The sequence below is a fragment of the uncultured Campylobacter sp. genome, assembly GCF_938045345.1.
Taxonomy (GTDB): Bacteria; Campylobacterota; Campylobacteria; order Campylobacterales; family Campylobacteraceae; genus Campylobacter_B.
In genome coordinates this window covers 54,583-76,828 of record NZ_CALIMS010000004.1, presented here as the reverse complement: position 1 = coordinate 76,828, position 22,246 = coordinate 54,583, and the positions used below count along the sequence as shown (strand labels likewise).

At 48.6% G+C, this 22,246-nt stretch carries 21 protein-coding genes; 10 read left to right on the top strand and 11 right to left on the bottom strand.

The window, feature by feature from the left end:
* The first annotated feature begins 82 nt into the window (after positions 1–82).
* From Q0144_RS00670 to Q0144_RS00640, 7 genes are all read left to right on the top strand, one after another.
* Positions 83–1,129 (top strand): ABC transporter substrate-binding protein, encoded by a 1,047-nt coding sequence (locus Q0144_RS00670; RefSeq protein ID WP_177388356.1) that lies wholly within the window; start codon positions 83–85, stop codon positions 1,127–1,129.
* Positions 1,129–2,109 (top strand): iron ABC transporter permease, encoded by a 981-nt coding sequence (locus tag Q0144_RS00665; protein WP_298060904.1) that lies wholly within the window; start codon positions 1,129–1,131, stop codon positions 2,107–2,109. Before Q0144_RS00670 ends, Q0144_RS00665 begins: the two co-directional genes overlap by 1 nt.
* Positions 2,093–2,857, top strand: coding sequence for an ABC transporter ATP-binding protein (locus Q0144_RS00660; RefSeq protein WP_298060902.1), 765 nt, complete (start codon positions 2,093–2,095; stop codon positions 2,855–2,857). Before Q0144_RS00665 ends, Q0144_RS00660 begins: the two co-directional genes overlap by 17 nt.
* Positions 2,858–3,318: 461 nt before the next feature.
* Positions 3,319–3,912 carry a hypothetical protein gene (locus Q0144_RS00655; protein ID WP_298060901.1) on the top strand — a complete coding sequence of 198 codons (594 nt, stop codon included), beginning with the start codon at positions 3,319–3,321 and terminating at the stop codon, positions 3,910–3,912.
* A 108-nt stretch (positions 3,913–4,020) separates the two neighbouring features.
* The gene (locus tag Q0144_RS00650) at positions 4,021–4,716 is read left to right on the top strand and encodes a hypothetical protein (RefSeq protein WP_298060899.1); all 696 of its coding nucleotides are present in this window, start codon (positions 4,021–4,023) and stop codon (positions 4,714–4,716) included.
* A gap of 116 nt (positions 4,717–4,832) precedes the next feature.
* Positions 4,833–5,495: a hypothetical protein gene (locus Q0144_RS00645; RefSeq protein ID WP_298060898.1), complete on the top strand. Its 663-nt coding sequence runs from the start codon at positions 4,833–4,835 to the stop codon at positions 5,493–5,495.
* Positions 5,496–5,637: 142 nt separating this feature from the next.
* Positions 5,638–6,456, top strand: coding sequence for a hypothetical protein (locus Q0144_RS00640; protein WP_298060897.1), 819 nt, complete (start codon positions 5,638–5,640; stop codon positions 6,454–6,456).
* A 264-nt stretch (positions 6,457–6,720) separates the two neighbouring features.
* Here Q0144_RS00640 and Q0144_RS00635 read toward each other — a convergent pair whose 3' ends face one another.
* From Q0144_RS00635 to Q0144_RS00605, 7 genes are all read right to left on the bottom strand, one after another.
* The gene (locus tag Q0144_RS00635; RefSeq protein WP_298060896.1) at positions 6,721–7,812 is read right to left on the bottom strand and encodes an ABC transporter permease; all 1,092 of its coding nucleotides are present in this window, start codon (positions 7,810–7,812) and stop codon (positions 6,721–6,723) included.
* Complete coding sequence (locus Q0144_RS00630) at positions 7,809–9,497, bottom strand: hypothetical protein (RefSeq protein WP_298060894.1); 1,689 nt, start codon at positions 9,495–9,497, stop codon at positions 7,809–7,811. The genes Q0144_RS00635 and Q0144_RS00630 overlap by 4 nt, the downstream gene beginning before the upstream one ends.
* Positions 9,494–11,113, bottom strand: a complete 1,620-nt coding sequence (locus Q0144_RS00625) for an ABC transporter permease (RefSeq protein ID WP_298060893.1) — start codon at positions 11,111–11,113, stop codon at positions 9,494–9,496. The genes Q0144_RS00630 and Q0144_RS00625 overlap by 4 nt, the downstream gene beginning before the upstream one ends.
* Positions 11,110–11,976: a hypothetical protein gene (locus tag Q0144_RS00620; protein WP_298060892.1), complete on the bottom strand. Its 867-nt coding sequence runs from the start codon at positions 11,974–11,976 to the stop codon at positions 11,110–11,112. Before Q0144_RS00620 ends, Q0144_RS00625 begins: the two co-directional genes overlap by 4 nt.
* Positions 11,963–13,843, bottom strand: a complete 1,881-nt coding sequence (locus Q0144_RS00615) for an ATP-binding cassette domain-containing protein (protein WP_298060890.1) — start codon at positions 13,841–13,843, stop codon at positions 11,963–11,965. Before Q0144_RS00615 ends, Q0144_RS00620 begins: the two co-directional genes overlap by 14 nt.
* A gap of 1,269 nt (positions 13,844–15,112) precedes the next feature.
* Positions 15,113–16,078: an HlyD family efflux transporter periplasmic adaptor subunit gene (locus Q0144_RS00610; protein WP_298060889.1), complete on the bottom strand. Its 966-nt coding sequence runs from the start codon at positions 16,076–16,078 to the stop codon at positions 15,113–15,115.
* 662 nt (positions 16,079–16,740) lie between these two features.
* Positions 16,741–17,223, bottom strand: coding sequence for a flavodoxin domain-containing protein (locus Q0144_RS00605; protein WP_298060888.1), 483 nt, complete (start codon positions 17,221–17,223; stop codon positions 16,741–16,743).
* Between the two features lie 212 nt (positions 17,224–17,435).
* Between Q0144_RS00605 and Q0144_RS00600 the strand changes: the two genes are divergently transcribed.
* Positions 17,436–17,933: a hypothetical protein gene (locus Q0144_RS00600; RefSeq protein ID WP_298060886.1), complete on the top strand. Its 498-nt coding sequence runs from the start codon at positions 17,436–17,438 to the stop codon at positions 17,931–17,933.
* A gap of 183 nt (positions 17,934–18,116) precedes the next feature.
* Positions 18,117–18,845, top strand: coding sequence for a hypothetical protein (locus Q0144_RS00595; protein ID WP_298060885.1), 729 nt, complete (start codon positions 18,117–18,119; stop codon positions 18,843–18,845).
* Between the two features lie 198 nt (positions 18,846–19,043).
* Here the strand turns inward: Q0144_RS00595 and Q0144_RS00590 are convergent, their stop codons facing one another.
* From Q0144_RS00590 to Q0144_RS00575, 4 genes are read right to left on the bottom strand one after another with little or no spacing between them, the layout of a single operon-like run.
* Entirely contained in the window at positions 19,044–19,589 is a 546-nt protein-coding gene (locus tag Q0144_RS00590) for a 2-oxoacid:acceptor oxidoreductase family protein (protein WP_298060884.1), read from the bottom strand.
* The gene (locus Q0144_RS00585) at positions 19,586–20,431 is read right to left on the bottom strand and encodes a 2-oxoglutarate ferredoxin oxidoreductase subunit beta (protein WP_298060883.1); all 846 of its coding nucleotides are present in this window, start codon (positions 20,429–20,431) and stop codon (positions 19,586–19,588) included. The genes Q0144_RS00590 and Q0144_RS00585 overlap by 4 nt, the downstream gene beginning before the upstream one ends.
* On the bottom strand, positions 20,432–21,553 hold the full coding sequence (locus Q0144_RS00580) for a 2-oxoglutarate synthase subunit alpha (RefSeq protein WP_298060882.1): 1,122 nt from the start codon (positions 21,551–21,553) through the stop codon (positions 20,432–20,434).
* Complete coding sequence (locus tag Q0144_RS00575; protein WP_297943095.1) at positions 21,553–21,864, bottom strand: 4Fe-4S binding protein; 312 nt, start codon at positions 21,862–21,864, stop codon at positions 21,553–21,555. Before Q0144_RS00575 ends, Q0144_RS00580 begins: the two co-directional genes overlap by 1 nt.
* 198 nt (positions 21,865–22,062) lie before the next feature.
* On the opposite strand from Q0144_RS00575, the gene Q0144_RS00570 reads away from it, so the two are divergent.
* Positions 22,063–22,224, top strand: a complete 162-nt coding sequence (locus Q0144_RS00570; protein ID WP_297990369.1) for a hypothetical protein — start codon at positions 22,063–22,065, stop codon at positions 22,222–22,224.
* Positions 22,225–22,246: the final 22 nt, after the last annotated feature.

The window sequence follows — 22,246 nt, the reverse complement described above, 5'->3', positions numbered from 1 at the left end:
ATTTATCTGGATTTTATACCGATCGGCTATAATTCCGCTATTCTAACCCCGCATATTTTAGCGGAATTTTCAAGGAGAAAAAATGCTTAAACTTCACTCAATCCTTCTTGGTGCAGCGCTTTGCGCTAGCCTGGCTTTTGCAGATCGCACGATTACCGATCAGCTCGGCCGCAAGGTCACAATCCCGGATCAAGTAAATCGTATCGTCGTGCTACACCACGAAGCGCTCAATGTCTTAAACGAAATCAACGCCCAAGATAAGGTCGTAGGCATCCTAAAAAGCTGGGAGCAGCGCCTAGGCAAAGAGTATAATCGCTTGGCGCCGAGTTTTAAAAACCTACCTAATCCGGGCGATATCAAAGATGTCAATTACGAAGCTCTGCTTAGTCTAAAGCCCGATGCGGTCGTAGTGGTCAACTACTTCCCTAAAGAATATATCGCTAAAATGGAGGAGTTAAAAATCCCAGTCGTAGGCATTTCATTTTTTAGCTCTGCACAAGAGGAAAAAGCTAAGCTAAATCCGACCTTTAAAGATGAACGCGATAGCTTCGCCGCCTACGATGAGGGCTTTTACGAGGGGGTTAAAATTCTAGGCGAACTAAGCAATCACGAAAAGGATGCCGCTGAACTAATAGATTTCGTTAAAAAATCGCAAGCTGATTTAAATGCCAAATTTAGCAATTTTATCGTAGATAAAAGACCTAGAGTTTATATGGCGAATCCCGATCTTACGACCTACGGTAGTGGCAAATATACTGGCGTAATGCTAGCAAGAGCGGGTGCGACAAACGTCGCCGCTGCAGATATAAAGGGCTACAAGCAGGTTTCGCCGGAGCAAATTTTAGCATGGAATCCGCAGATTATCTTAGTACAAAATCGCTATCCTCAAGTACCTGCCGAGCTTAAAGCAAACCCTGCGCTAAAAGGTCTTAGCGCCGTGAAAGAGGATAGAATTTATCTAATGCCTGAATTCGTTAAAGCCTGGGGGCATCCGACTGCTGAAGCGATGGCGCTTGGTGAGGAATGGCTTGCGATGAAACTTTATCCGCAAAATTTTAAGGACGCAAACTTTGATAAAAAAGTAGAGGAATTCTACGAGAAATTTTACCGCGTCAAATATCAAAAATAATGCTAAACGTAATCCTGCTTCTTTTTTGGGTAGTGCTGGCGCTAATCTCGCTCGCTAGCGGGCAGTTTCATATACCGTTAGAAGAAATTTTTAAAATTCTCTTTAGCGGAGGCGGCGATGAAGCTGCCAAAAGTGTGATGATGGATGTTAGAATTCCACGCATTCTACTCTCCAGCCTTTGCGGTGGAGCGCTTGCTATCGCGGGTTTGAGCTTACAGGCGGTATTTAAAAACCCGCTCGTTGGCCCGCACATCGTAGGCGTTAGCACTGCAGCGGCATTCGGCGGCGCGCTTTGTATTTTGCTAGGATTGAGCGGCTTATGGCTTGCGGGTTTTGCATTTTGCTTCGGGCTTGCAGCGCTATTTTTGCTCTATCTTTTGGCAAAATTCGTAGCACGCGCCGATATTTTCTCGCTCATTTTGGCAGGTATAGTCATTAACGGCGTATTTGCCGCACTTACGAGCTTGGTGCAGTATCTGGCAGACGATGAGGAAGTGCTGCCTAATATCGTCTTTTGGCTACTAGGAAGCTTCGTAAGCGCAGGATATGATAAAGTAATTTTGATGTGCGCGATCGCCCTGCCCGCTTCTGCAGTCTTAATCGCGCTGAGATGGCGGTTTAATCTACTCAGCCTAAATGATGATGATTTGCGCGTGCTAGGCGTGGATGTTAAGTTTCTGCGCTGCACGATCCTAGCGCTTTGCACCGCTCTGATCGCCGTACAAGTTAGCGTCAGCGGAAATATCGGCTGGGTAGGTCTTGTAGTGCCGCACGCCACCAGGCTCATCGCGGGCAGCGACCACGTGAAGCTAATGCCTGCCTGCTTCATCACAGGAGCGATCTTTATGCTGGCAATCGACGATCTATCTCGCTCGCTAAGTAGCGCCGAAATTCCTTTGGGAATTCTATCCGCTCTCATCGGAAGCCCGATCTTTGCCCTACTTCTAAAAAGGAGTGCCAAAAATGCAAAATCTAATTGAGGTAAAAAATGCTGGCTTTTACTACGAGGCGGAAAAATTCTGCTTTCGCAACTTAAGCTTCGAGCTTTCCAGCTCTCAAACATTAGCGATTTTGGGCTTAAACGGGCAAGGCAAAAGTACGCTAATGTCGTGTATGATGGGGATTTTGCAGCCTAAAGAAGGCGAGATCGTGCGCAAGGCAAAATTTGCTTTCTTGCCTCAAAGCTTTAACGTCGCGTTTGATTACAGCGTGCTTGACATCGTACTGATGGGGCGGGTACGCGAGATCTCGCTCTTTTCAAAACCGGGCAAAAAGGATATTCAAATCTGCCTTGACGCTCTGGATACGCTAGGCGTCGCCCATCTGCAAAAGCGCAGCTTTAACGCCCTTAGCGGCGGGCAGAGGCAGCTCGTGCTCTTTGCTAGAGCCCTAGCTAGCGGTAGCGACGTGCTGTTTTTGGACGAGCCTGCCAGCGCGCTTGATATCAAAAACCAAGACCGCGTGCTAAGCCTCATCGCGAATCTGCGCTCAAATAGCGATGCGAGCATAGTTTTTACCACCCATCAGCCTAACCACGCCCTCGCAGTCGCCGATCGCACACTGATCTTGCGAAATGATCTTAGCTACAACTACGGCGTAAGTAACGAAATTTTAACCGAAGCCGCGCTTAGCTCGCTCTACGGCGTACAGATCAAAACGGCGAAATTTGACGTTGCGGGCGAGCAAATCCCCAGCATCACGCAAATTTTCAGCGCGCAGGTGAAGTAGCGGCGCGACAAAGCAACTCATCAATCGGCGCGCAATTTTAAATCGCAGAATTTTGTCTTTAGCTAAATTTAAATCGCAGAATTTTGTCTTGAAATGCCGTCTTGAAATTCCGATTAAAATTTTATATCGAGGTTTTGCCATAGAATTCCAGTCTAAATTCCATAGTAGAATTCTACCTGCGGTTTGCTGACTTTCAAAGCGTGCTATGAAAGTATGTCGCGCTTGAGATTTTGAAATTTCACAGTGGAATTCTACCCCGCAAATCCATAGGCTAAATTCCGTTTTAAAATCCCATGACGGAATTTTATATTTGCCTGGTGGAATTCCGAAATTCCGCAGTATGTGCTTGTCTGCAACGAAATTTGGCTGCGATGAAATTTAAAAATTTTAAATTTAGCTATTTAATTCCTGCTTTACATCGATTTATGTATACTTCGGGATAAATTTTAAAAAGGCTTATTATGCAAGATCTCGTATCTCAGGCAAGAAAAGAGGGGATGATCAGCACCGGCATCGATCTGTTTTTAGCGGCAGTGCCTGCGACTTTAGTTGCGCTAGATATTGCTAAGGACGATATGCTAGGACTTAGCGGCAACAAGACGGCTACCTATATCACTGTCGGAATTATTTTTGCTCTTTTGTGTGTTTCGGTATTTTTCAGGCTAAGAACGCTCCGCAAAATTTCAATGCTTAGCGGCATAAGGGCGGCGGCACTTTACCGCAACTGCGTAATTGTCTGCATCTGTGTCATTGCCATAACAAGCATCTTTTTATCGATTCCTTTGTCGATCTCACACAAACATTTGGCAATGATATTGTGCATTTTGATAGCGTTTGCAGGCGCAATCTACATGATCGTAGCGTGGTTTTGCATAAATTTCACTCTAGCGCGCGTAAGCGGCGTGGGGATCTTTGAGACATATGTGTGGTTATGCGTCATCCTTTTTCCGTTAAATGCACTATACCATTTGATATTCCCCATAACCCTCATAATAACCGGCATCGTGCATCTGCTAGCCTGGAGCAAGATAGAAAAGATAAGCGTAAAAGTTTAAAATTTCGCAAATATCTTGTCGCGATAGAATTCCGATTTTTGCGATTTAATCCGTGTTTTATGTTTGTTTATATATACTTCGAGTCAAATTTTTAAAAAGGGTTTATATATGCAATTCATTGTATCTCAGGCAAGAAAAGAAGGGATGATCAGCACCGGCATCGATCTGTTTTTGGCGGCGCTACCCGCGGTTTTTATCGTAGTAGGCTATGTCTCTTTCAGCGAGCCATGGCACCTTGACGACGAGACGATAAATTATATCGCTAGCGGAATTTTGATCGCTTTTATTTGTGTTTCGGCATTTTTCAGATTGCAGGCACTCCGAAAAATTTCAGCGCTTAGCGGCATAAAAGCAGCGACGCTTTATCGCAACTGCATAATAATCTGCGTCTGCTTTTTCGCGCTAGCGCTCGTACTCAATCACCTTTATCCGAGAGAGCCTGACGCAGACGGCGGGCAGAGTGATAATCCATTTGCGGCGATATTTGGACTAGCACTTTTCGTAGGCGTTATTTACATAATCGTCGCATGGTTTCGCATAAATTTTTCGCTTGCGCGCGTAAGCGGCGTAAGTACCTTTCGAACTTATGTGTGGCTCTGCGTGGGACTTTTCGTGCTAAACATACTATGCAATGCAGCGATTATTGCTATAGCCATTTCCGAGCCACGGACCGAGCAGGTCTCGGCTTTGGCTATTGCTGTCGTAATGCTTAAACTACTCCTACCGTTTGTCGCTCTTGTGATAACTAGCATCGTGCATCTGCTAGCCTGGAGCAAGATAGAAAAGATAAGCGCGGAGGTTTAAATTTTAAATTTCATAAACCTCTTGTCACGATAAAATTTCGCTCTTTTCGGTTTGATTAGCGTTTTAACATCTGCTTTTTGCATATTGAAATAAATTTTTAAAAGGAGTTATACGACGTGCAAGACACCGTATCTCAAGCAAGAAAAAATGGGATGATCAGCACCGGCATTGATCTATTTTTAGCGGCGTTACCGGTGGTTTTGATGGCGATAGACTTTGTTTTTGAGGGCATACCGGGGTATCCATATAATATCGTGATCATAGGTGGAATTTTTATCGCTCTTATCTGTTTCTCGGTGATTTATAGGCTAAGAGCGCTCCGCAAAATTTCAATGCTTAGCGGCATAAAAGCGGCGGCGCTTTACCGCAACTGCGTAATTCTCTGCATATGCTTCGTGGCGCTTTTATTATTTTATCCGGCAGGTTGTTACAGAGAAGTAACGATGAAAGAGATGATAGAAGAAACTATATGGAATTTAGCGGTGCCCGCAGCCGCAATCTACATAATCGTAGCGTGGCTTCGCATAAATTTCTCTTTGGCGCGCATAAGCGGCGTGATGACCTTTCGGATCTATGTGTGGCTCTGCGCCTTCTTTTTCGCGTTAAATTGGCTATGTGGCGCAGGGCCCTTCGGTTTGGCTGCCTCCAAGCCGCAAATTGGCGATTCCGATGCGGTTTTAATTATCGCGTCATTGAAGGAATTTTTGCCGTTTGCTGCCTTGATAATAACTAGCATCGTGCATCTGCTAGCTTGGAGCAAGATAGAAAAGCTCACCTAAGCCGAAGCGCTTTCGTTTTGCGGCGACCACGCCTTTTGCAAGTCTAAACCGCAATGTCCAAGCCGCGCCATCCGGCACAGCGTCGCCACACGCAGAAAAGCCGCAAGATAGCGCGTAAATTTAGAAAATTCAAAGGATAAAAATGAAAGAAATTTCAAAGCAAGATCTACTTCGCAAGGCGAAATTCCGCGGAGTTTTAGGCGCCGTGATTTTGCTAGGCATCGGCATAAGCGGCACGGTGGGCGTAAGCGACATAGACGAGGACGCGGTCGCGATTTTTAGAGTTTTAGCGCTGCTAGCGACACTAGCGATATTTTACGACTGCTTCGTTTGCCTAGAAAAGGCGCTAGGCGTGCGCTTCGTTAAGACCTATAGGCTGATAGAAAGCATCCCAATCGTCGCTATTTTGTGCTACTGCGCCATGATAGTAGCGCTAAAAGATGGCGCGATGCTAGGTCTACTCTACACCCTACTCTACGTCCTTTCGACGTGCGCAGCGGTGATAATCTGGGGCGTATTAAACTGCCGCCTAGCCACACTTAGCGGCGTGGATTTATTTAAAATCTACGGCATAGTGGTGTCCGTGACGTGGCCCTGCGAAGCGGTATCGGGCACGCTAGCTAAAATAGGCGTAATCCTCGCGCTGCCGTATCTAATCACAGCGTCGCTGGTAACAGCGTTTTCGGGGATTTTGCTAATCATAGCGTGGATAAAATTCAACCCCGCAAGGTTATGCGGCGCGGAAAATTCTAGCGAGCTTGACGGCGCCAAGCTAGGCGCGGACGGCGAAAAACCGAGCATTTACAGCAAACTCGCCACTTTTAAGAAATCGGACGCGGACGATGCGAAAAAGCCCGCTTCCAAGGCGAGCGCAGATACCGCAAAAATGCCTGCTTCCAAAGTGAGCGCAGATGATACGACCGCCGCAAGACGCCCGGGCAACCCTGGATTTAAATTCTAACTCTATTCGCAAGACGGAATTTCGCAAAATTTTTAAAATTTAAGGCGCAAAATTTATCGCGACGCGCAATGCACCAGGCGGAAACACGGAATTTTGATTTAATTTTATCCGCTACGAACGCGCAAAATTTAGGGCAAAATTCCAAGCTGAAATTCCGCGATCAATTTAAAATTTTAAGCAGAGGTTCAATCCAAAAATTCCGACGAAGCAAAATCCAAGCCAAAATTCCAGCTGAAATTCTAAACTAAATTCCGATCTAAATCCCTAATCCAGCTTATTTCTAAAAAGCGACGCGGCCAGTGCCATCGTGCCCGCGCCGATCAGCAGCAGCGGTACGATGAGATGCCACAGCTCGCCTAGGCCCGCGCCCTCTAGATAGATCCGCCACATGCAGTTGTTGGCATAATACATCGGATCGAGGTGCGCTATGTAGTAAAACCACCGCGGCATCGCGTCCGCAGGCGTTATCAACCCGCTTATCATAATGCACGGCAGCAGGAACAAAAACGAGCTCACGACCGATTGTAGCGAGGTTTTGCAAACAGTCGAGATCACGAGACCGATGCCTACGTTGCAGGCGCTAAAGATCGCGATGATCGCAAAAAGATGCGCAAAGCGCCCGCGGAATGGAATTTCGAAGTAAAATACGCAGATCAAAAACAGCGCGAGCCCCTGCGCGATCGCGATCAGCACGGGCGGCACGGCTTTGCCGATCAGCATCTCAAGCGGGTTCGCGGGCGTCATCAGCATCATATCGAAGCTCCCCTCCTCGCGCTCGCGGGAGACGCTAAACGCCGATAGCATCAGCACCTGAATCATCGAAAGCCCCAAAATCATCCCCGTCATGATCGTGTAGCGCGTGATCGTGTTTTCGTTAAAAACATAGCGCGGATTTATGCTGATTAAATTAACAAAATGCTGCGCGTTGTATTCCCCAGCTATGGCCTGCACGAAGCCGATGACGGTGTTTGCCAAGGTCGTATTGCGCGAATCTGCGATGATCAAAATCTCATGCGTGTCCTTAAAATCGCTGCCGAAATAGATCCCGATGATCGCCTCTCCCTCGCTTACCGCGCGGCGCAGGCAAGTTAGGTCTTTGCAGCCAAGTTCGGTCTTAAACATCGGCGTAGCGGCGATGCTCTGCACCAGCGCGGTGGACGTCGCATCGCGGGCGTCGTCCAAAATCGCGTAGCGCACCTGCTCGGGGGTGAAATTCGCGCCGTAGCCGAATATGATCGCCTGCACCAGCACCGGCACGATCAGCACCATACGCGTGCCCTTATCGCGAAACATCGCCAAAAATTCCTTTTTTATCAGCGCGCGAATTCGAAGCAGGGATTTTCGCAGAGCGTTCATCGCGCGCCCCTTTTAAATTTAGCGGCGCCTTTAAATTTAATTCTATTTTTAAATTTAGAGGTGCGGGCTCGCGGCACGGAATTGAAAGCGAAATTTAAACGCACTGTGGGCGCCGATTTAATTTTGCGCGGCTCGGGCGTAAATTTCCGCAGCGCGAGCCTGAGCTTATACGACGCGAACATGAAATTTAAAATTTCAGATCTATTGCGCGGCAGCTCGGGCGTAAATTTTAAAAGCGCGAGTTTAAATTTACGCAGCGGCAAGGAGATGAAATTTAAAAATGCGTTTGTGAGGCTAAATTTGCTAAATTTTTCCGTGCGCCCTACTTCGTAGCCGTGCCGTGCAGCTGCGCTACGAAGTCGCACTATGCGGCGTCGCGCAGAATTCAAATATTGATTAATCTTAACCGCGCGCCGTTTTTCTGTAGCGTCGTGCGTATGCTGCGAAGTAAGCCGCGCCGTACGCCCTGTTTCGGCACTATCTACGCGCGGCAAAACGCAGCGCGGAGCGAACGGCAGCTCTTGAATAAATTTTAAAATTTTAAATCCACGCTGCAATATAAAATTTTGCGCTGTGTCCGCAAGACGCGCTGAAACGCGCGTAAATTTTAAAATTTCAAACCCATTACGCGACGGCGCGAGCGTTAAATTTAAAAGCTCCGTCGCCCTTTGTAAGCCAAAGCTTCTTGCGGCGAGAAATTTTAAAAATTTCATCGTATGCCTATTCAGAGCGTAAAATTTCATTCTTTGCACTCCCCGTGAAAGCAAAACATTCGTTGCTCGCCCTACTTCATAGCGCGAAATTTTACCGCTTGCGGCTCGGATCAAAGCGGAGTATTTATGCAAGCAAACGGCGTAAATTTCGCTACGCCACGCTTCGTAGTTACGCCGTGCAGCTGCGCTACAAAGTCGCGCTATGCGGCGCTGCGCGGAATCCAAACCGCTCGCATGATTAAACTTAACCGCACGCCATTTTTCTACCGCGTCGTACGTATGTTGCGAAGTAAGCCGCGCCGCACGCCCTGCTTCGGCTTTATCCGCGCGTAGCGAAGTGCAGCGTAGAGCACGTGTTAAAGCATGGCGTAGAGCATGCAGCGGCTTGTGAATAAACTTTAAAATTTTAAATCCGCACTTCGATATAAAATTTTGTGCGATGTGTGCATAATGCACACATCCGGGCACAAATTTTAAAATTCTAAATCTGTGCTGTGTTATGAAATTTTGCACGGCGTTCGTGAGACGCGCTAGAGCGTGCGTGAACTTTAAAAATCCCATCGCGCGCCCTCTCTCGTAGCTACGTCGTAAGATTGCGCCGCCAAAGCTTGTTTTAATTAAAATTCCAAACCGATTGCACGGCATAGGCGAAAATTTTAAAAATTCCGCCGCTTGTTTTTGCGGCTCGAAGCGGCTTTTTGAGCTCTCTGCGGCGCTAAATTTTAAAATTTCAGATCTACGCCCTGCCGCCTGTTTATGCGAGCCAAAATACCTCGCGCTAAGAAATTTTAAAATTTCAAGCCCACGCTCCGTTTGCTTGCGCAAAAATTCTAAAATTTTCATCGCGTCCTTTCTTTTGGCGACGTAAAATTCCGCCATCGATGCCTCGAGCGAAAGCGAAACATTAATTGCGCTGATTTTTGCGGCGCGAAATTTCTCCGCGCAAGTGTAAAGCAAAAATAAATTTTTCATCGTGCGCCCCTTTTTACGCTAAGCACGCATAAGCTGAAAAACAGAACCGCTCCGAGCGCCTGAATGGCGAGGTTTACCCACAGCGTCGCGCTCTGTCCGCCCGAGAGGAAGCAGATGCGAAAAGACTCGACCGCGTATGTGGGCGGCAGCAGGTGCCCGATGAAGTTGACCGCTGCGGGCAGTCCGCGCAGATCAAATATCATGCCGCTAAGCAGCGTCACGGGCATATAGCCGATGACGATAGCGTATTCCTGCGCTAGGAATTGATTTTTGCAGATCGCCGAGATCAGCATGCCTAGGCAGGTCATCTCCAGCACGAATACGCAAAGCGTCGCCAGCAGCATCGCTACGCTGCCGCGGATCGGGATGCCCAAAAGCGTCTGCCCATAAACGAGCGTCATCGCGCCGCCCAAAAGCGCTAGGAAATAATACGCGCCGACCTTGGCAGTGACGATCTCAAGCGCGCTTGCGTTGGAGTTGTAAAGCGAGGCGATCGTGCCGCGGTCCCATTCGCGCGAGATCACGACCGCGACCATAAATAGGCAGATGAGGCCCAAAATCCCCACGTACTCGGCAGATACGAGATACCACGTCGATTCGTTGGCTTCATTGAACCAGCTGCGATAGTTCACGCTGACGGGCCTTGCCGCGGCGTTTAAATTTGCGTTTAAAAAGCCGTAATCTTGCGCCAAAACCTGCTCGATTATGCCCGCGACATAGACGTAGCTAAGAAGTGCTAGCTGCGACTGAGTGGCGTTTTGGATAAGGAAAATTTCGGCGCCGTTTTTGTCTGAGTTGCTCGAGCCACCGCCTGCACCATACGCGCCGCCGCCGTTATTTGCAGCGCCGCCTGTACCGCTTGCGTCGTTAGCGTAAGGGCTTGCATTTTGGAGATCATCCGCACCGCCGATGAGGCCTGTATTCGTATCGCCTGCGCCGCCTATTAAATTTACGCTGCCTTGATTTGCGCCTATGTCGCCTGCGCCGCTACTAGAATTTGCAGTCGCGCCCATACTACCGCCGCTAGAATTTGCGGTCGCGCTGCTTGAATTTACTCCGCTGCCGCCCGCTTCCGCGCCGTTGCGGTGCAAACTCTCGCCGCTTGCGCCGCCTGTGGAGGCGTTTATGTCGCTCTCCGTGCCCGCGCCTCTGTCCTCAAGCGGACGGACATTTTCGCCGCTACTCGTATTTTGGAGATCGCTTGTGCTGCCCGTGGAGAAGCTGTCGTCGCTAGAGAGGTTTAAATTTATGCCGCCATTTGCGCCGCCGAGTCCGCCCAAAGTGTTTTGAAATTTCGCCGCAAAGCGCGGATCAAAATACAAAATACTCTCGATCTCGTGCGCCTTAAAATCCCTCCTCGCGCTCTCTAAGTCCGTGTAAACGCGGGTTTGCAAGTATTTTGAGCCCAAAAACCCGCCGAGCAGATCCCGCTCGATTTTGGAGCCTAGATCGCTTACGAAGCCCACCTTGACGGGCTTTATGTCCATTCGCATCGCGTATCCGTAGATCACGACCAAAATTAGCGGCATCAAAAACGCGATCACGAGCGCCGATCGGTCCTTTGCGATCTGCGCAAACTCCTTTTTTACGAGGATTTTTAAAAAGGTAAAGTTCATCCGCCCTGCCCCTGTGCTCGGATTTTACGCCGCTGCGCCGCTCGCGGCAAGCCTCTAAATTTTGATCGCACAAATTCGGCGACTACTGCACTTTGAAATTTTAGCTGCGGGATCGCATTCGGCACGCCCCCAAATTTTAATTGCAAAAGCGCGGCAACCGAGATTTGAAATTTTAACGGCGCAGACGGACTGCTCGCGCCTATTTTGCTCATCGCGCCCTGAAATTTTAGCCGCTTGATCGTATACGGCGAGATTTGAAATTTTAAGCAGTTGCGAAGCACGGCCTCGCTGCGGAATTTCTGACGCAAAAGCTCCGCGGCGGCACAAAATCCGCGATGAAATTTTTGCACCAGGGCTTTAAATTTATAAGCTGTTCGCAGACTGACTGCCATTTTAAATTTGCGATCTGTTTGCAGAGCAACCGCCCTTTTAAATTTATAATCCGTTTGCGAGCCGCTCGCGCTTTGAAATTTACGGCGCAGACGAAGCGGGCTTGTTTCGCCGCAGAGCTCGCGCAGTACCCATCTACAAAATCCGCGCCGTATCCCGCTGCGCGATATCTCATTCAAAATTCTGCTGCCGCTTGAAATTTCGCAATCTCTTAAAATTTCACCGACATTTAAAATTTTATTATCGCTCCAAATTTCGCCGCTGCTAAAAATCCCGCTGTCGCTTGGAATTTTACCGACATTAAGAGCCAAGCCGCTCAAAATTCCGCTGCCGTTTGAAATTTCATCGCCCCGCAAGAGCCTTTCGCTGCTTGGAATTTTATCGCGTGGGGGCGCAGGTTTTCGCTCCGCCCGCATAAAATTCGGATCAAAAATCCTCGCGGCTCGCGCAAAATTTAGATCAAAAGCCCTCATCGCCCGCCTCGCTTCTAAATTTTTGCACCTCGTTTATGAACGCCTGCTGCACGCTAAGCCGCCGCCCGTGCTGCACGCAGACCTCGTCGGGGCTGCCCAGCGCCAGGATTTTGCCGCGATCTTGGATCAAAAACCGATCGCAATACTCCGCCTCCTCCATAAAATGCGTCGTCACAACCACGCTCACGCCGGTGCGCGCGAGCGCATTTATGCGGTTCCAAAAGAGCCTGCGCGAGAGCGGATCGGCACCGCTGGTGGCCTCGTCGAGAAACAAAATCTCGGGGCGGTGGATGAGCGCGCACGCCATGCTGAGGTTGCGCCCCGCGCCAAACGGCAAGTTCTGCCACGTCTCGTTTCGCAGCCGCTGCAAGCCAAACTCGCTCAAAAGCTCCTCTATACGCCGCTTTAGCGCTACTCCGCCGATGCCGTAGCTGCGGCCGAAATACTCTAAATTTTGATAGCAGCTTAGTTTTTTGTAAAGCGAAAATTTCTGAGAGACATAGCCGATGCGCGATCTGATCGATGATTTGGCGTGGCGCAGATCCTCACCCATGACCGAGATCTCGCCCCCGCTCATCCCCAAAAGCGCGCAGATCATGCGAAAGGTCGTCGTCTTGCCCGCGCCGTTTGGGCCCAGAAGGCCGAAAATCTCGCCCTTTTTGACCTCGAAGCTCGTATTTTCCACGGCGGTGAATGAGCCGAATTTTTTACTCACGTCGCGCACTTTGATGACGGTTTGCGCCGCATCGAAGCTCCTTTTTTCGTAGCCGAAGTTTGCCGCGCCGATCTCCGCTCTGTTTAAAAAAATATACGCATCCTCTAGGCTTGCCTCGCGCGGGCTGAGTTTAAATTTAGCGCTTCCGTTTTCGTTAAATTTAGCGTCCTCGTTTTCGTTTGAAATTTTAAAATTTTCGTCGCGCCCGTTTTCAGGATCCGTGCCTTTGTCGCTCCCGTTTTCGCGCTCTGTATTTTCATCATCACCCTCTAGGCTCGCGTTTAAAAACTCCTGCAGATCGCGCAGGCTTATCGGCTCATCGCTTAGCAGATCGACGCTGCCGTCTCTGGGGCAGATGTCGATGAGCGGGGAGTTTTTTAAAAATCTTTGCGTCTTAAACATCAAGCGGCGCGCCAGGCTCTGATAATCCTCGCCGCCGATGCGAAAGGTGCGGTCCTGCAGCGCTGCGGTGATCTTTGCCGCGCGCTCCTGCGCTATGATCTTGCCGCCGAGCAAAATCAGCGTCAGATCGGCATCCGCCGCCTCATCGAAATACGCCGTCGAAAATATGCATTTCGCGCCGCTTTGATCCAGATACTCGCGCACGATCGCCCACAGCTCGCTGCGCGAGAGCGGATCGACGCCGACGGTGGGCTCATCGAGCACCAAAAGCCGCGGACGAGCCGCAATAGCGCAGGCGACGCCTAGCTTTTGTTTCATCCCGCCGGAGAGCGAATCTACGGCGTAATCTTTAAATTTCAAAAGTCCCACGCGGCGCAAAAGCCCGCGCAGATACTCCTCGCCGTCTTTTAGATCGAGCCCTTTTAGGCCCGCGAAAATGTTTAAATTTTGCCAGACGCTAAGCTCCTCGTAAAGCCCCAAGCTCTGCGACATATAGCCGTTTGCGCGGACGAATTCTTTATTTTCGCCGCTGGGGGTGAAGCCTGCGAATTTTATTTCGCCGCAATCGGGCGCGATGATGCCGCAGATGAGCTTTAAAAGCGTGGATTTGCCCGCGCCGTCGGGGCCCGTGAGGCTGATGAGCCGCGGCGCATCGCCAATTCGCAGATCAAAATTTTCAAAAACGACGTTTTTGCTGCGATCCTCTCGCAGGTAAAATTTCTTTAAATTTACGATATTTAGTAGATCCAAGCCTAGCTCCAAATTTTATTGCTCGCCCCGTCGCTTGGCGCGACGAACGAGACCTATGCATGCCAAAAAGGCGCTCTTTGTCGCGACGCCTTACTTCTGCAGCCGCAAAGACGTCTTGATTTCGCAGCCGCTACGGCGTCTTAGTTTTGTGATAGTCGCGGCATATTGGTTTTACAACCGCCGCGCGCTTTAAACTTCGCGACGCGCGTCAAACAATTTCGCCCAAACCTCGCATAAATTCGACGTAACTTACCGCAAGCGCGCGAAACTAAGCCCTATCGCGTCTGGGCGCCCTGCAATCGCCCGCTCGAATTCGAGTACCCGCACGATCGGCGTTGCTTACGGCTCGCGCCGAATATTCCGCGCGCCGCCCGATCCGTCTTGAGCGCGTGCATATCGCATCGGCTAGCCGCGCCGCTAACGATGCGCATGAGCGGGGCGGTCTTCAAAACATGAAGCGACCCGTAAGTATCCGCGATAAATTTGCTTCAAAACGCAAACGAAAGCGAGTTTCAGACACCTGGCGACTTATGAGTGCCGAGCTCTTTATCTGCGCTGCGCCTCTCGGGGTAAAATTTTACCGCTGTCATGTATTTTGGCGAAATTTTACCTAATCTCGGCTTTCCTTAGCATAGTACCGACTTCAGCTACCGCGCCCTTTTGGTAAAATTTCACGGCCGCCCGCAACCTGTATTTAATCGCGCTGCTTATTTTGTAGTGAAATTTTAGCCGTCCTTACTTCAGTACTCAATCGTCGCTAGTTTACCGCAAATGACCGCTAAAAACAAAGCCCGTTGCCGCTCTACCGCCCGGCTTTTACCTTGTCGCCGCCGAGCCGCAAATTTTAAAATTTAACCCGCGCTGCTTTGCGCTAAAATTTCGCTAAAATTTTACTCGCCACATTACAAAACCCCGATCTTTTATCCAAAGCTGCCGCCTACTCGCACAAAACTCGCGCGATAAATTTTGCGCGCCTTCGCACGGCCCTACCTAAGCGCGCAGCATTTTATCGCCGCCGAGACGATGCATTTTAGGCACAGCAAAAATTTATCGCCCTGCTCTGCCGAACAGGCGCCGTTTAAATTTTACCTCAAAACGCGCTTTTAAAATTTCATCAGGCTCACGCCGTATGCACGGCTCGCGCGGCATTGCGTAAAATTTTACCGGGCGACGAGCTTTGCTATCCAAATTTTGCCCGCAGTATCCAAAGTGCCGCCTGCGCGCCAAATTTTGCTCGTGCATTAAAATTTCGCGCGTAGAGTTTGCTCGTTAAAATTCCACGCTTATCGGCTGGCCTAAGCGAAACTGCCCATCTTCGTCGCTGAAATCGGCGCGCGCCTCCCACACGAGATCTGCGCGCAGCTCCTCGGTCTGCACCGTGCGCGGCGTGTACATCGCGGTTTGGCTCACGTATGCGACCTTTGCGCTCGCGCTAGAGCCGTCCGCGGCGATGATCCGCACGCTCTGTCCGGCGCGCAGGAAGCGGAGCTGATTTTCGCTTAGATAAAATTTCGCGCGCTTATTTTTTACTTCGCTGAGCTCAAAAACGCCCACGCTGGGTATGCTGATGTCGCCAAGCTCCTTAAGGCGCGCTCTGATCTGCCCGCTAAAGGGCGCTTTTAGCACGCTTTGCGTCTCGATTTGGTAATTCAGATATTTTAGATTTTCCTCGCAGCTTGCTAAATTTGCGCGGGCGGCGCCGACATCCTCGCCGCGGTAGCCGCTTTGAAGCTGGCGCAGATTGGCCTGTGCGCTTTGCAGCTGAGCTTGCGTGCGCTTCATCGAGTAAAACGCCTCGTCGATCTGCTGCTTGGACGCAGAGTTGCTTTTGCCTAGGCTCTTGAGGCGCTCGTTCGTCAAAGTAGCGAGCTGTAGGGCGTTTTGCAGCGCACTTACGTTCGCCGCCGCCATCTCGATCTCCTCGCTACGAAAGCCGCTTTGCAGTTTTTGCAAGCTAAATTTAAGCCCGTCGCACCTCGCGATCTGAACCTGTCTTTGAAAACTCAGATCCGCCGTATCCAGAGCCGCCAAGACGTCGCCAGCCTGCACGAAATCGCCCTCGTCGCGATAAAGCGCGCTAATGCGGCCGCTGCGCTCGAAGCTAAGCGAGCTCTGCCTGATGTCGATGATGCCGTAGGCTTTGTGCGCGACCTCTTCGCGCCTATCGAGATTGAAGTAGATCGCCGCGGCGAGGGCGGCCAGCGCAAAAACGACGAAAAATAGAAGCCTTTTCATAGATCGCCTTAAATTTTGATATGCGGTTATTATAAAATAACTTTTCTAATGCGGCGCTGATATTTGAGGCTCGGACGGTGATTTTATAAATCGATCGCATTAAATTGCCGTATTGAATTGACCGCCGCGAGCGGGCTAGATTTTGAGCTTGGGCGGATAAAATTTAGCCTATCTGCGCGATTTTAAGCGGTACGGCTTGTAAAACACAGCGACTTTTTGAACTAAAAATTTTAAAATTTTAGTGCGGAGGCTCTGTTTGAAAGCGGAGCTTGAAATTTTGACGTGCGGGTGCCTCGCTAGTACTGCGGGCGGAATTTTGTCGCGAAAGCGAAATTTTATCGCGCTAGCGGCATCAAGCATCGCAAGCGAAATTTATCGTTTATTGCACGAATAGCGCGCAAGTTGCCGCGAACTAAATTTTATCGCGGCAATTGTTTAGAGCTATTCGGCGCAGCGAGCCGGAATTTGCGGCTCCCGCTAGCGATAAATTTTACGCGGCATGAGCAGGCGGCGCTTGAATGTGGCGGAAATTCTAACGCTGTGGCGAGTAAAATTTAAGAGGGCTTCGCTCGGAAGCGGAGCGCGAAATTTAATGGGGAAATTTAGCGAGATTTGGGCTCATCGAGCCTAAATCTCGCTCGGTCGCATAAAAATTGAAATATTTAAAACTCGCCTCCAACCGCGACGATCCACTTATCGGCCCTTGCCTGCCAGTGCTCGTCGCCCTTAAAATCGATCGTAAGACCTACGAATTTGCCGTTTATGAAGGCGCGCGAATGTTTAAATTTATATCCCTCTGCACCCCAAGCGCCGATGAGATCAGCCTTTTTAAGCACCGGCAAAAACGCGCTCATACCGCTGCAAAAATCGCTGCCGTGGCGCTCGATGTTGCCAACGCCTATGAGCGCGACCTTGCGTCCGTCAAAATCAGTTTTGTTCAAAAGCTCCAATTTGTCGTCAAATTTAGCCTGGATCTGTCCGTCGCCGTGCGTCGAAGCCGCAAAAATAAACGTGCCCGCTCCTGCCAAATCCTCCTCATTTAGCTCTTTGGCCTCCTTGATTTCAAAGCCGAGCTTTGAAGCGATGTATTCGCTCACGACCTTCGTATCGCCACCTTTGGTGGCGTAAACTAATAGTTTTTTCATTTTCTCTCCTTAAAAATAAGAATGATTCTAACAAAATAAGATAAATTTTGAGTGAAATAAAAATTTTATAAGGCGTCCAGATACGGCACAATGCCTCGTATCCAGCTAATTTTAAGCGGCAGCGAGCCGGTAAATTTTAACGCCGCCGCTTAACCGCTCGTATAAAAATCCATAGTATAATGCCGCCCGTAGCTCATTATAAAGGAGAAAACATGAAGAATTTCACATTATGTTTGATCGCAGCGATCGCACTTTGTGGCTGCGCGACTCCGCAGGATCGATACGGCGGAGATGTTTATGACGCGAGCGAGACGAACCGCATGAGGCAGAGCGATCGGATCGAGATCGTCGATGTCCTGCCCGCCAAAATCAACGTAGAGCGCTCCGAGGGCAATACTGGTAAAATTTTAGGCGGCGTCGCAGGCGGAACTACGGGCGCGGTCATCGGGCATAAGCTCGGCAAACATAGCAGCAGCAGACGCTTAGCTGAGACCGTGGGGCTAGTAGGCGGCGCGGTAGTGGGCGCGGTCGCCGGAGATGCGATCCAAAACTCCCAAAAAACGGTGCAAGGCTCCAATATCATCTACAAGCTAAACGGCAAGGAGTACTCATCCGTGCAAGCCGATCCGCCGTGTAGATTTAGACGCGGCAAGTCTCTGCTGATCCACACGGGCAGCGAAACGCGGGTGCAGCCAAACTCAGGATGTTAACAGAACTCGGTATGTTAAATTTAAAGCCGCCCAAAGCTTGCGGTGAAATTTTAAAATTTCACCGCGACGTTTAAAATTTAAGAGCGGCTAATTCACGAAATTTAAAGCAATCTATGAAATTTTAAAGGGCGCTAGTTTTGTAAATTTGCGCCCTTGAAATTTTAAAATTTTAAGGGGATAAATTTGAAAAAGCGTAAGTACGTTTTATCGCTATTAGCTCTGCTTTCAATCGTTTTCGTTATGAAATTTCCTTTTAGCGACGATGCAATTTTAAAAAAATACTTAGACACTACCTTTCTTGATAGAGTTCAGCGCGATGATAGAGGCGGATTACCTCCTAAATTTTATATCATAGAAGAAAACCCAACTACGGATGAGATAATGCGAACCTTAAAATTAATGGTCGAAAATGACGTAAATAAAACCGCGGTTATATCGAAACATCAGTATTTTGAGGGTGGCGGACTGATAGAAAACGTTTCAGTTGAGAGGCTAGAGCCTTTCGAAGCTTTAAAGAAATATTACACCATAAAAGAGGCTACGAACGACATCGTTAAAGGGGGCAAATGGGAGGATGGTAAACCAACAGAACAATATGTGGATATACCCATTAGACAAGCTTTCGCGGTTCTAAGCGCCGACGAGGACCTTGTGGATATCTACGCAAAGGATAGTTTTATCAATAAGAGAAGTTGTATAGAATATAGAAAAATTTCATTTTACGGCTCTTACGATAACTATGAAGAATACCATAATAAGGTTCTACACTACGGCAGTTATGGTGTTAATAATTTTAAGGAAGAGGTATACAACTATATAAGATATATTTTAGATAATAACAATTACGAGGGCTATATAAAGACATTTGGACAAATAGTCAATAATTATTATGTAAATTGCAAGATAGATTAAGGGCGATAAAAATTCAATCACATAGTTTTAAAGTAGTTGCGAAGAAAACCGCTAAAATCTATAAATACAAATTTTAAGATACCCAAATAGAATATTGTATAAAGAAATAAAGAGCACTAAATAGAATTTATCGCAAGATTAAAACATATCAGATACCCTATCTAAATTTAATCCCAAATTCTATCCGAGTCTTTAAATTTACCCAAACTCTCTTGCGTATTTTATCCCCAAATCATACGCCTTTTCATTTAGCGCACGGGTTTTTTCAGGCACAGAGCGGAGCATTTGCTCTTTTACGAGCCCTGAGTCCATACAGCGGCTAAGCTCTACTGCGATCGCTAGAGCCACGACACTTTGAGTGATGACATTTCCGACTTCGTATTTTGCGATGGTGATAATTGGAATTTCATAAATTTTAAAGTTTATCCTATCCTCATCGCTCGGTGCTACTAAATTCGGCTCGATTACGATCACGCCGCCTTTTTTCACGCCGTTTTTGAAAGCATCGTAGCTACTCTGCGCCGTTGCGAGCATGAAATCGATCTCGCCCTCGCTTGCGTAAGGATATAGAATTTCTTCATCGCTTAAGATAATATCCACTTTCGTAGGTCCGCCGCGTACCTGAGAGGTATACGTAGATGCCTTGATTCCATAGCCACCGTGCGCGATCTTTGCCGCAGCTAGAATCTCACCTGCTAAGATCACGCCTTGACCGCCCACTCCCACAAATCTTAATTGATTCATCTTAGTCCTTCAAAATTTATCGCTTCGCCGCTTTGTGCCGCGTCTATCACCTTTTGATACGCCTTTGTGTATTCGGTATGCTCATTATCTTCATGTAAAACCCCAAGCGGAAATAGCCCTGCACGCTCATCCTCGCTAAGAGCGTCAAATTTTGCTTTGGAAATCGTGCGCGAATCAAGCCACTTTAGCATTTGCACTGCCTCGCTCATTTTATTTTTACGACCCAAATTTACGTGGCAATTGCTAAAAATATCAAAAAAACTATAACCCTCGTGCTCAAAGCCCTTGGCTAGAAGTCGCTCGATTTTTTCGGGATTTGTCACGCTCTCGCGTCCGACAAAAGTTGCTCCGGCAGCGATCGCAAGTTTCGCCGCATCAAAGCTGGGATCGACATTGCCGTATTGTGCCGTAACCGTCCAAAACCCGCGCGGTGTCGTAGGACTCGTCTGCGAGTTTGTAAGCCCGTAGATGAAATTGTTTACTAAGATATGATTTAGATCGATATTGCGGCGGCATCCATGGATCGTGTGATTGCCCCCTATCGCAAGCCCATCGCCATCGCCAGTGACTACGATTACGTGTTTGCCTGGATTTGCAAGCTTGATACCCGTAGCATAAGCTATCGCGCGTCCGTGCGTCGTATGGACGGTATTGCAGTCTATGTAACTCGACATCCTGCCACTACAGCCGATACCGCTTACCACGCACACATCGTCCATGCTCCAGCCTATGCGGTCAATCGCGCGGATGATCGCTTTTAAGATTACTCCGTCGCCGCAGCCCCAGCACCAAAGCGTAGGCATCTTGTCCGTTCTTAGATATTTGTCGTAATCAAACGCCATTTAAAGCTCCTTTACTTTCTCGATAATCTCGCTAGGGCTGATCGGTCTGCCGTTTGCCTTAAGAAGCGTCTTAAAATCATCCCTCAAGCAAGCGCGTTGCACCTCTAGCAGATACTGCCCTAAATTTAGCTCGGCGATTAAAATTTTATTAAATCTCTCCCCTAGCTCCCTTAGCTTGCGCGCAGGGCTTGGCCACAGCGTGATCGGGCGGAAAAGCCCCACACGCACGCCTTGCCCCCGTAGCTTTAAAATCGCGTCTTTTGCTGCCAGGCTAACGCTGCCATAGGCGATGATGCAAGCATCAGCGTCATCTAGCATAAATTCCTCATATTGCACGATCTCATCTTCATGCGCCGAAATTTTATTAAAAAGCCTTTTTATAGAGCGATCCACGATCTGCTCGTTTTCGGTTGGAAAGCCCTTCGCGCCGTGATGCAGCCCCGTTATGTGATAGTGATATCCCCTAAAAAATGGATTTAGCACCGCAGGCTTATCGGGTGCAGCGTCGTAGGGCTCATAATCTTTCGGACTACCTTTAAATTCCACCCTACGCTCGATTTTTAGATCCGAAATTTCAGGCAGCATCGCCTTAGCCTGCATATGCCCAAGCGTCTCATCAAGTAGCAAAAATACCGGCGTCATAAACCGCTCGGCTAAATTGAAGGCGCGCACGGTTTGCGTATAAGCCTCCTTTAGTGAGCCCGGGCACAGCGCGATGCTTTGAAAATCACCGTGAGTGGGATTGCGAGCTTGCAAAATATCGCCCTGCGCCACTCGCGTAGGAAGCCCGGTGCTAGGACCTCCGCGCATAACATTTACGATTAAAAGCGGAATTTCAGCGATAAAGCTAAGTCCAATCTGCTCTGATTTTAGCGAAATTCCAGGACCGGAGCTTGCCGTCATCGCCTTCGCACCGCTCATAGACGCGCCTAAAGCTACAGAAATGCCCGAAATTTCATCCTCCATCTGGATAAATTTACCTCCGACCTTAGGTAGCAAGCGACTCATCTCGTGCGCGATCTCGCTGCTTGGCGTGATCGGATAGCCGCCAAAAAAATTACAGCCGCAATCAATCGCTGCGCGCGCAATTAAGGCGTTGCCTGTGGAAATTACCTCTTTCATTATGCGTCCTTGGGTTTCATAAAATTATTGTTTTTGATTTTTTCAGCCATCTCTCTAGCCTGCGAGCTTAGACGAGCGAATTTAAAGCCTTTGGGCGCAACGAAAATCGCAAAATCAGGGCAGTGCAACTCGCACTCCCTACAGCCGATACAGGCGCCCTCATCCACCACGTCGATCATCATGCCTTGCACGGCGCCCTCGTCCTGTCTCATCGCAATCGCGCCGCTAGGACAGACGCTTACGCAGATGTTGCACGCCTTACAGCGGCCCTCATCCGTCCAGACGGCGCGCTGGCTCTCATTTTCGCTCATATTTTCTCCTTAATTTATCAAAATCTGCACTAAATACCGCCTCGCGATTTAAAATTTGAAATTTTGCGGCGCAAGCCCGCTTTGATCGCATTAAAGTCCTCTCGTTTTTAAATTTTGCAGAGTTTAAATTTTAAAATTTTGTGGCGTTTAAAAATTTTACGTCACGCAAAATTCTGCGCCAAAGTAAAATTTTAATCTATGAAATTTCACAGCGGGCAAAATTGCGCAAATTTTAAAATTCCGCAGCGAATGAAATTTTACGCTACACAATTCCGCGAGCTTAAATTTCTTACCAAAGTGAAATTTGATGCTGCAAATTCTATCGCAAGAATTCTGCGCTTTAAAATTTTAGCTCTGTAAATTCCGCATCGCGTCGAATTCG

Bases quoted from the DNA above. Each gene is read 5' to 3' on its own strand.
- Q0144_RS00670 (WP_177388356.1), top strand. From the start codon at position 83: ATGCTTAAACTTCACTCAATCCTTCTTGGTGCAGCGCTTTGCGCTAGC.
- Q0144_RS00665 (WP_298060904.1), top strand. From the start codon at position 1,129: ATGCTAAACGTAATCCTGCTTCTTTTTTGGGTAGTGCTGGCGCTAATC.
- Q0144_RS00660 (WP_298060902.1), top strand. From the start codon at position 2,093: ATGCAAAATCTAATTGAGGTAAAAAATGCTGGCTTTTACTACGAGGCG.
- Q0144_RS00655 (WP_298060901.1), top strand. From the start codon at position 3,319: ATGCAAGATCTCGTATCTCAGGCAAGAAAAGAGGGGATGATCAGCACC.
- Q0144_RS00650 (WP_298060899.1), top strand. From the start codon at position 4,021: ATGCAATTCATTGTATCTCAGGCAAGAAAAGAAGGGATGATCAGCACC.
- Q0144_RS00640 (WP_298060897.1), top strand. From the start codon at position 5,638: ATGAAAGAAATTTCAAAGCAAGATCTACTTCGCAAGGCGAAATTCCGC.
- Q0144_RS00635 (WP_298060896.1), bottom strand. From the start codon at position 7,812: ATGAACGCTCTGCGAAAATCCCTGCTTCGAATTCGCGCGCTGATAAAA.
- Q0144_RS00630 (WP_298060894.1), bottom strand. From the start codon at position 9,497: ATGAAAAATTTATTTTTGCTTTACACTTGCGCGGAGAAATTTCGCGCC.
- Q0144_RS00625 (WP_298060893.1), bottom strand. From the start codon at position 11,113: ATGAACTTTACCTTTTTAAAAATCCTCGTAAAAAAGGAGTTTGCGCAG.
- Q0144_RS00620 (WP_298060892.1), bottom strand. From the start codon at position 11,976: ATGAGGGCTTTTGATCTAAATTTTGCGCGAGCCGCGAGGATTTTTGAT.
- Q0144_RS00610 (WP_298060889.1), bottom strand. From the start codon at position 16,078: ATGAAAAGGCTTCTATTTTTCGTCGTTTTTGCGCTGGCCGCCCTCGCC.
- Q0144_RS00605 (WP_298060888.1), bottom strand. From the start codon at position 17,223: ATGAAAAAACTATTAGTTTACGCCACCAAAGGTGGCGATACGAAGGTC.
- Q0144_RS00600 (WP_298060886.1), top strand. From the start codon at position 17,436: ATGAAGAATTTCACATTATGTTTGATCGCAGCGATCGCACTTTGTGGC.
- Q0144_RS00590 (WP_298060884.1), bottom strand. From the start codon at position 19,589: ATGAATCAATTAAGATTTGTGGGAGTGGGCGGTCAAGGCGTGATCTTA.
- Q0144_RS00585 (WP_298060883.1), bottom strand. From the start codon at position 20,431: ATGGCGTTTGATTACGACAAATATCTAAGAACGGACAAGATGCCTACG.
- Q0144_RS00580 (WP_298060882.1), bottom strand. From the start codon at position 21,553: ATGAAAGAGGTAATTTCCACAGGCAACGCCTTAATTGCGCGCGCAGCG.
- Q0144_RS00575 (WP_297943095.1), bottom strand. From the start codon at position 21,864: ATGAGCGAAAATGAGAGCCAGCGCGCCGTCTGGACGGATGAGGGCCGC.
- Q0144_RS00570 (WP_297990369.1), top strand. From the start codon at position 22,063: ATGAAATTTCACAGCGGGCAAAATTGCGCAAATTTTAAAATTCCGCAG.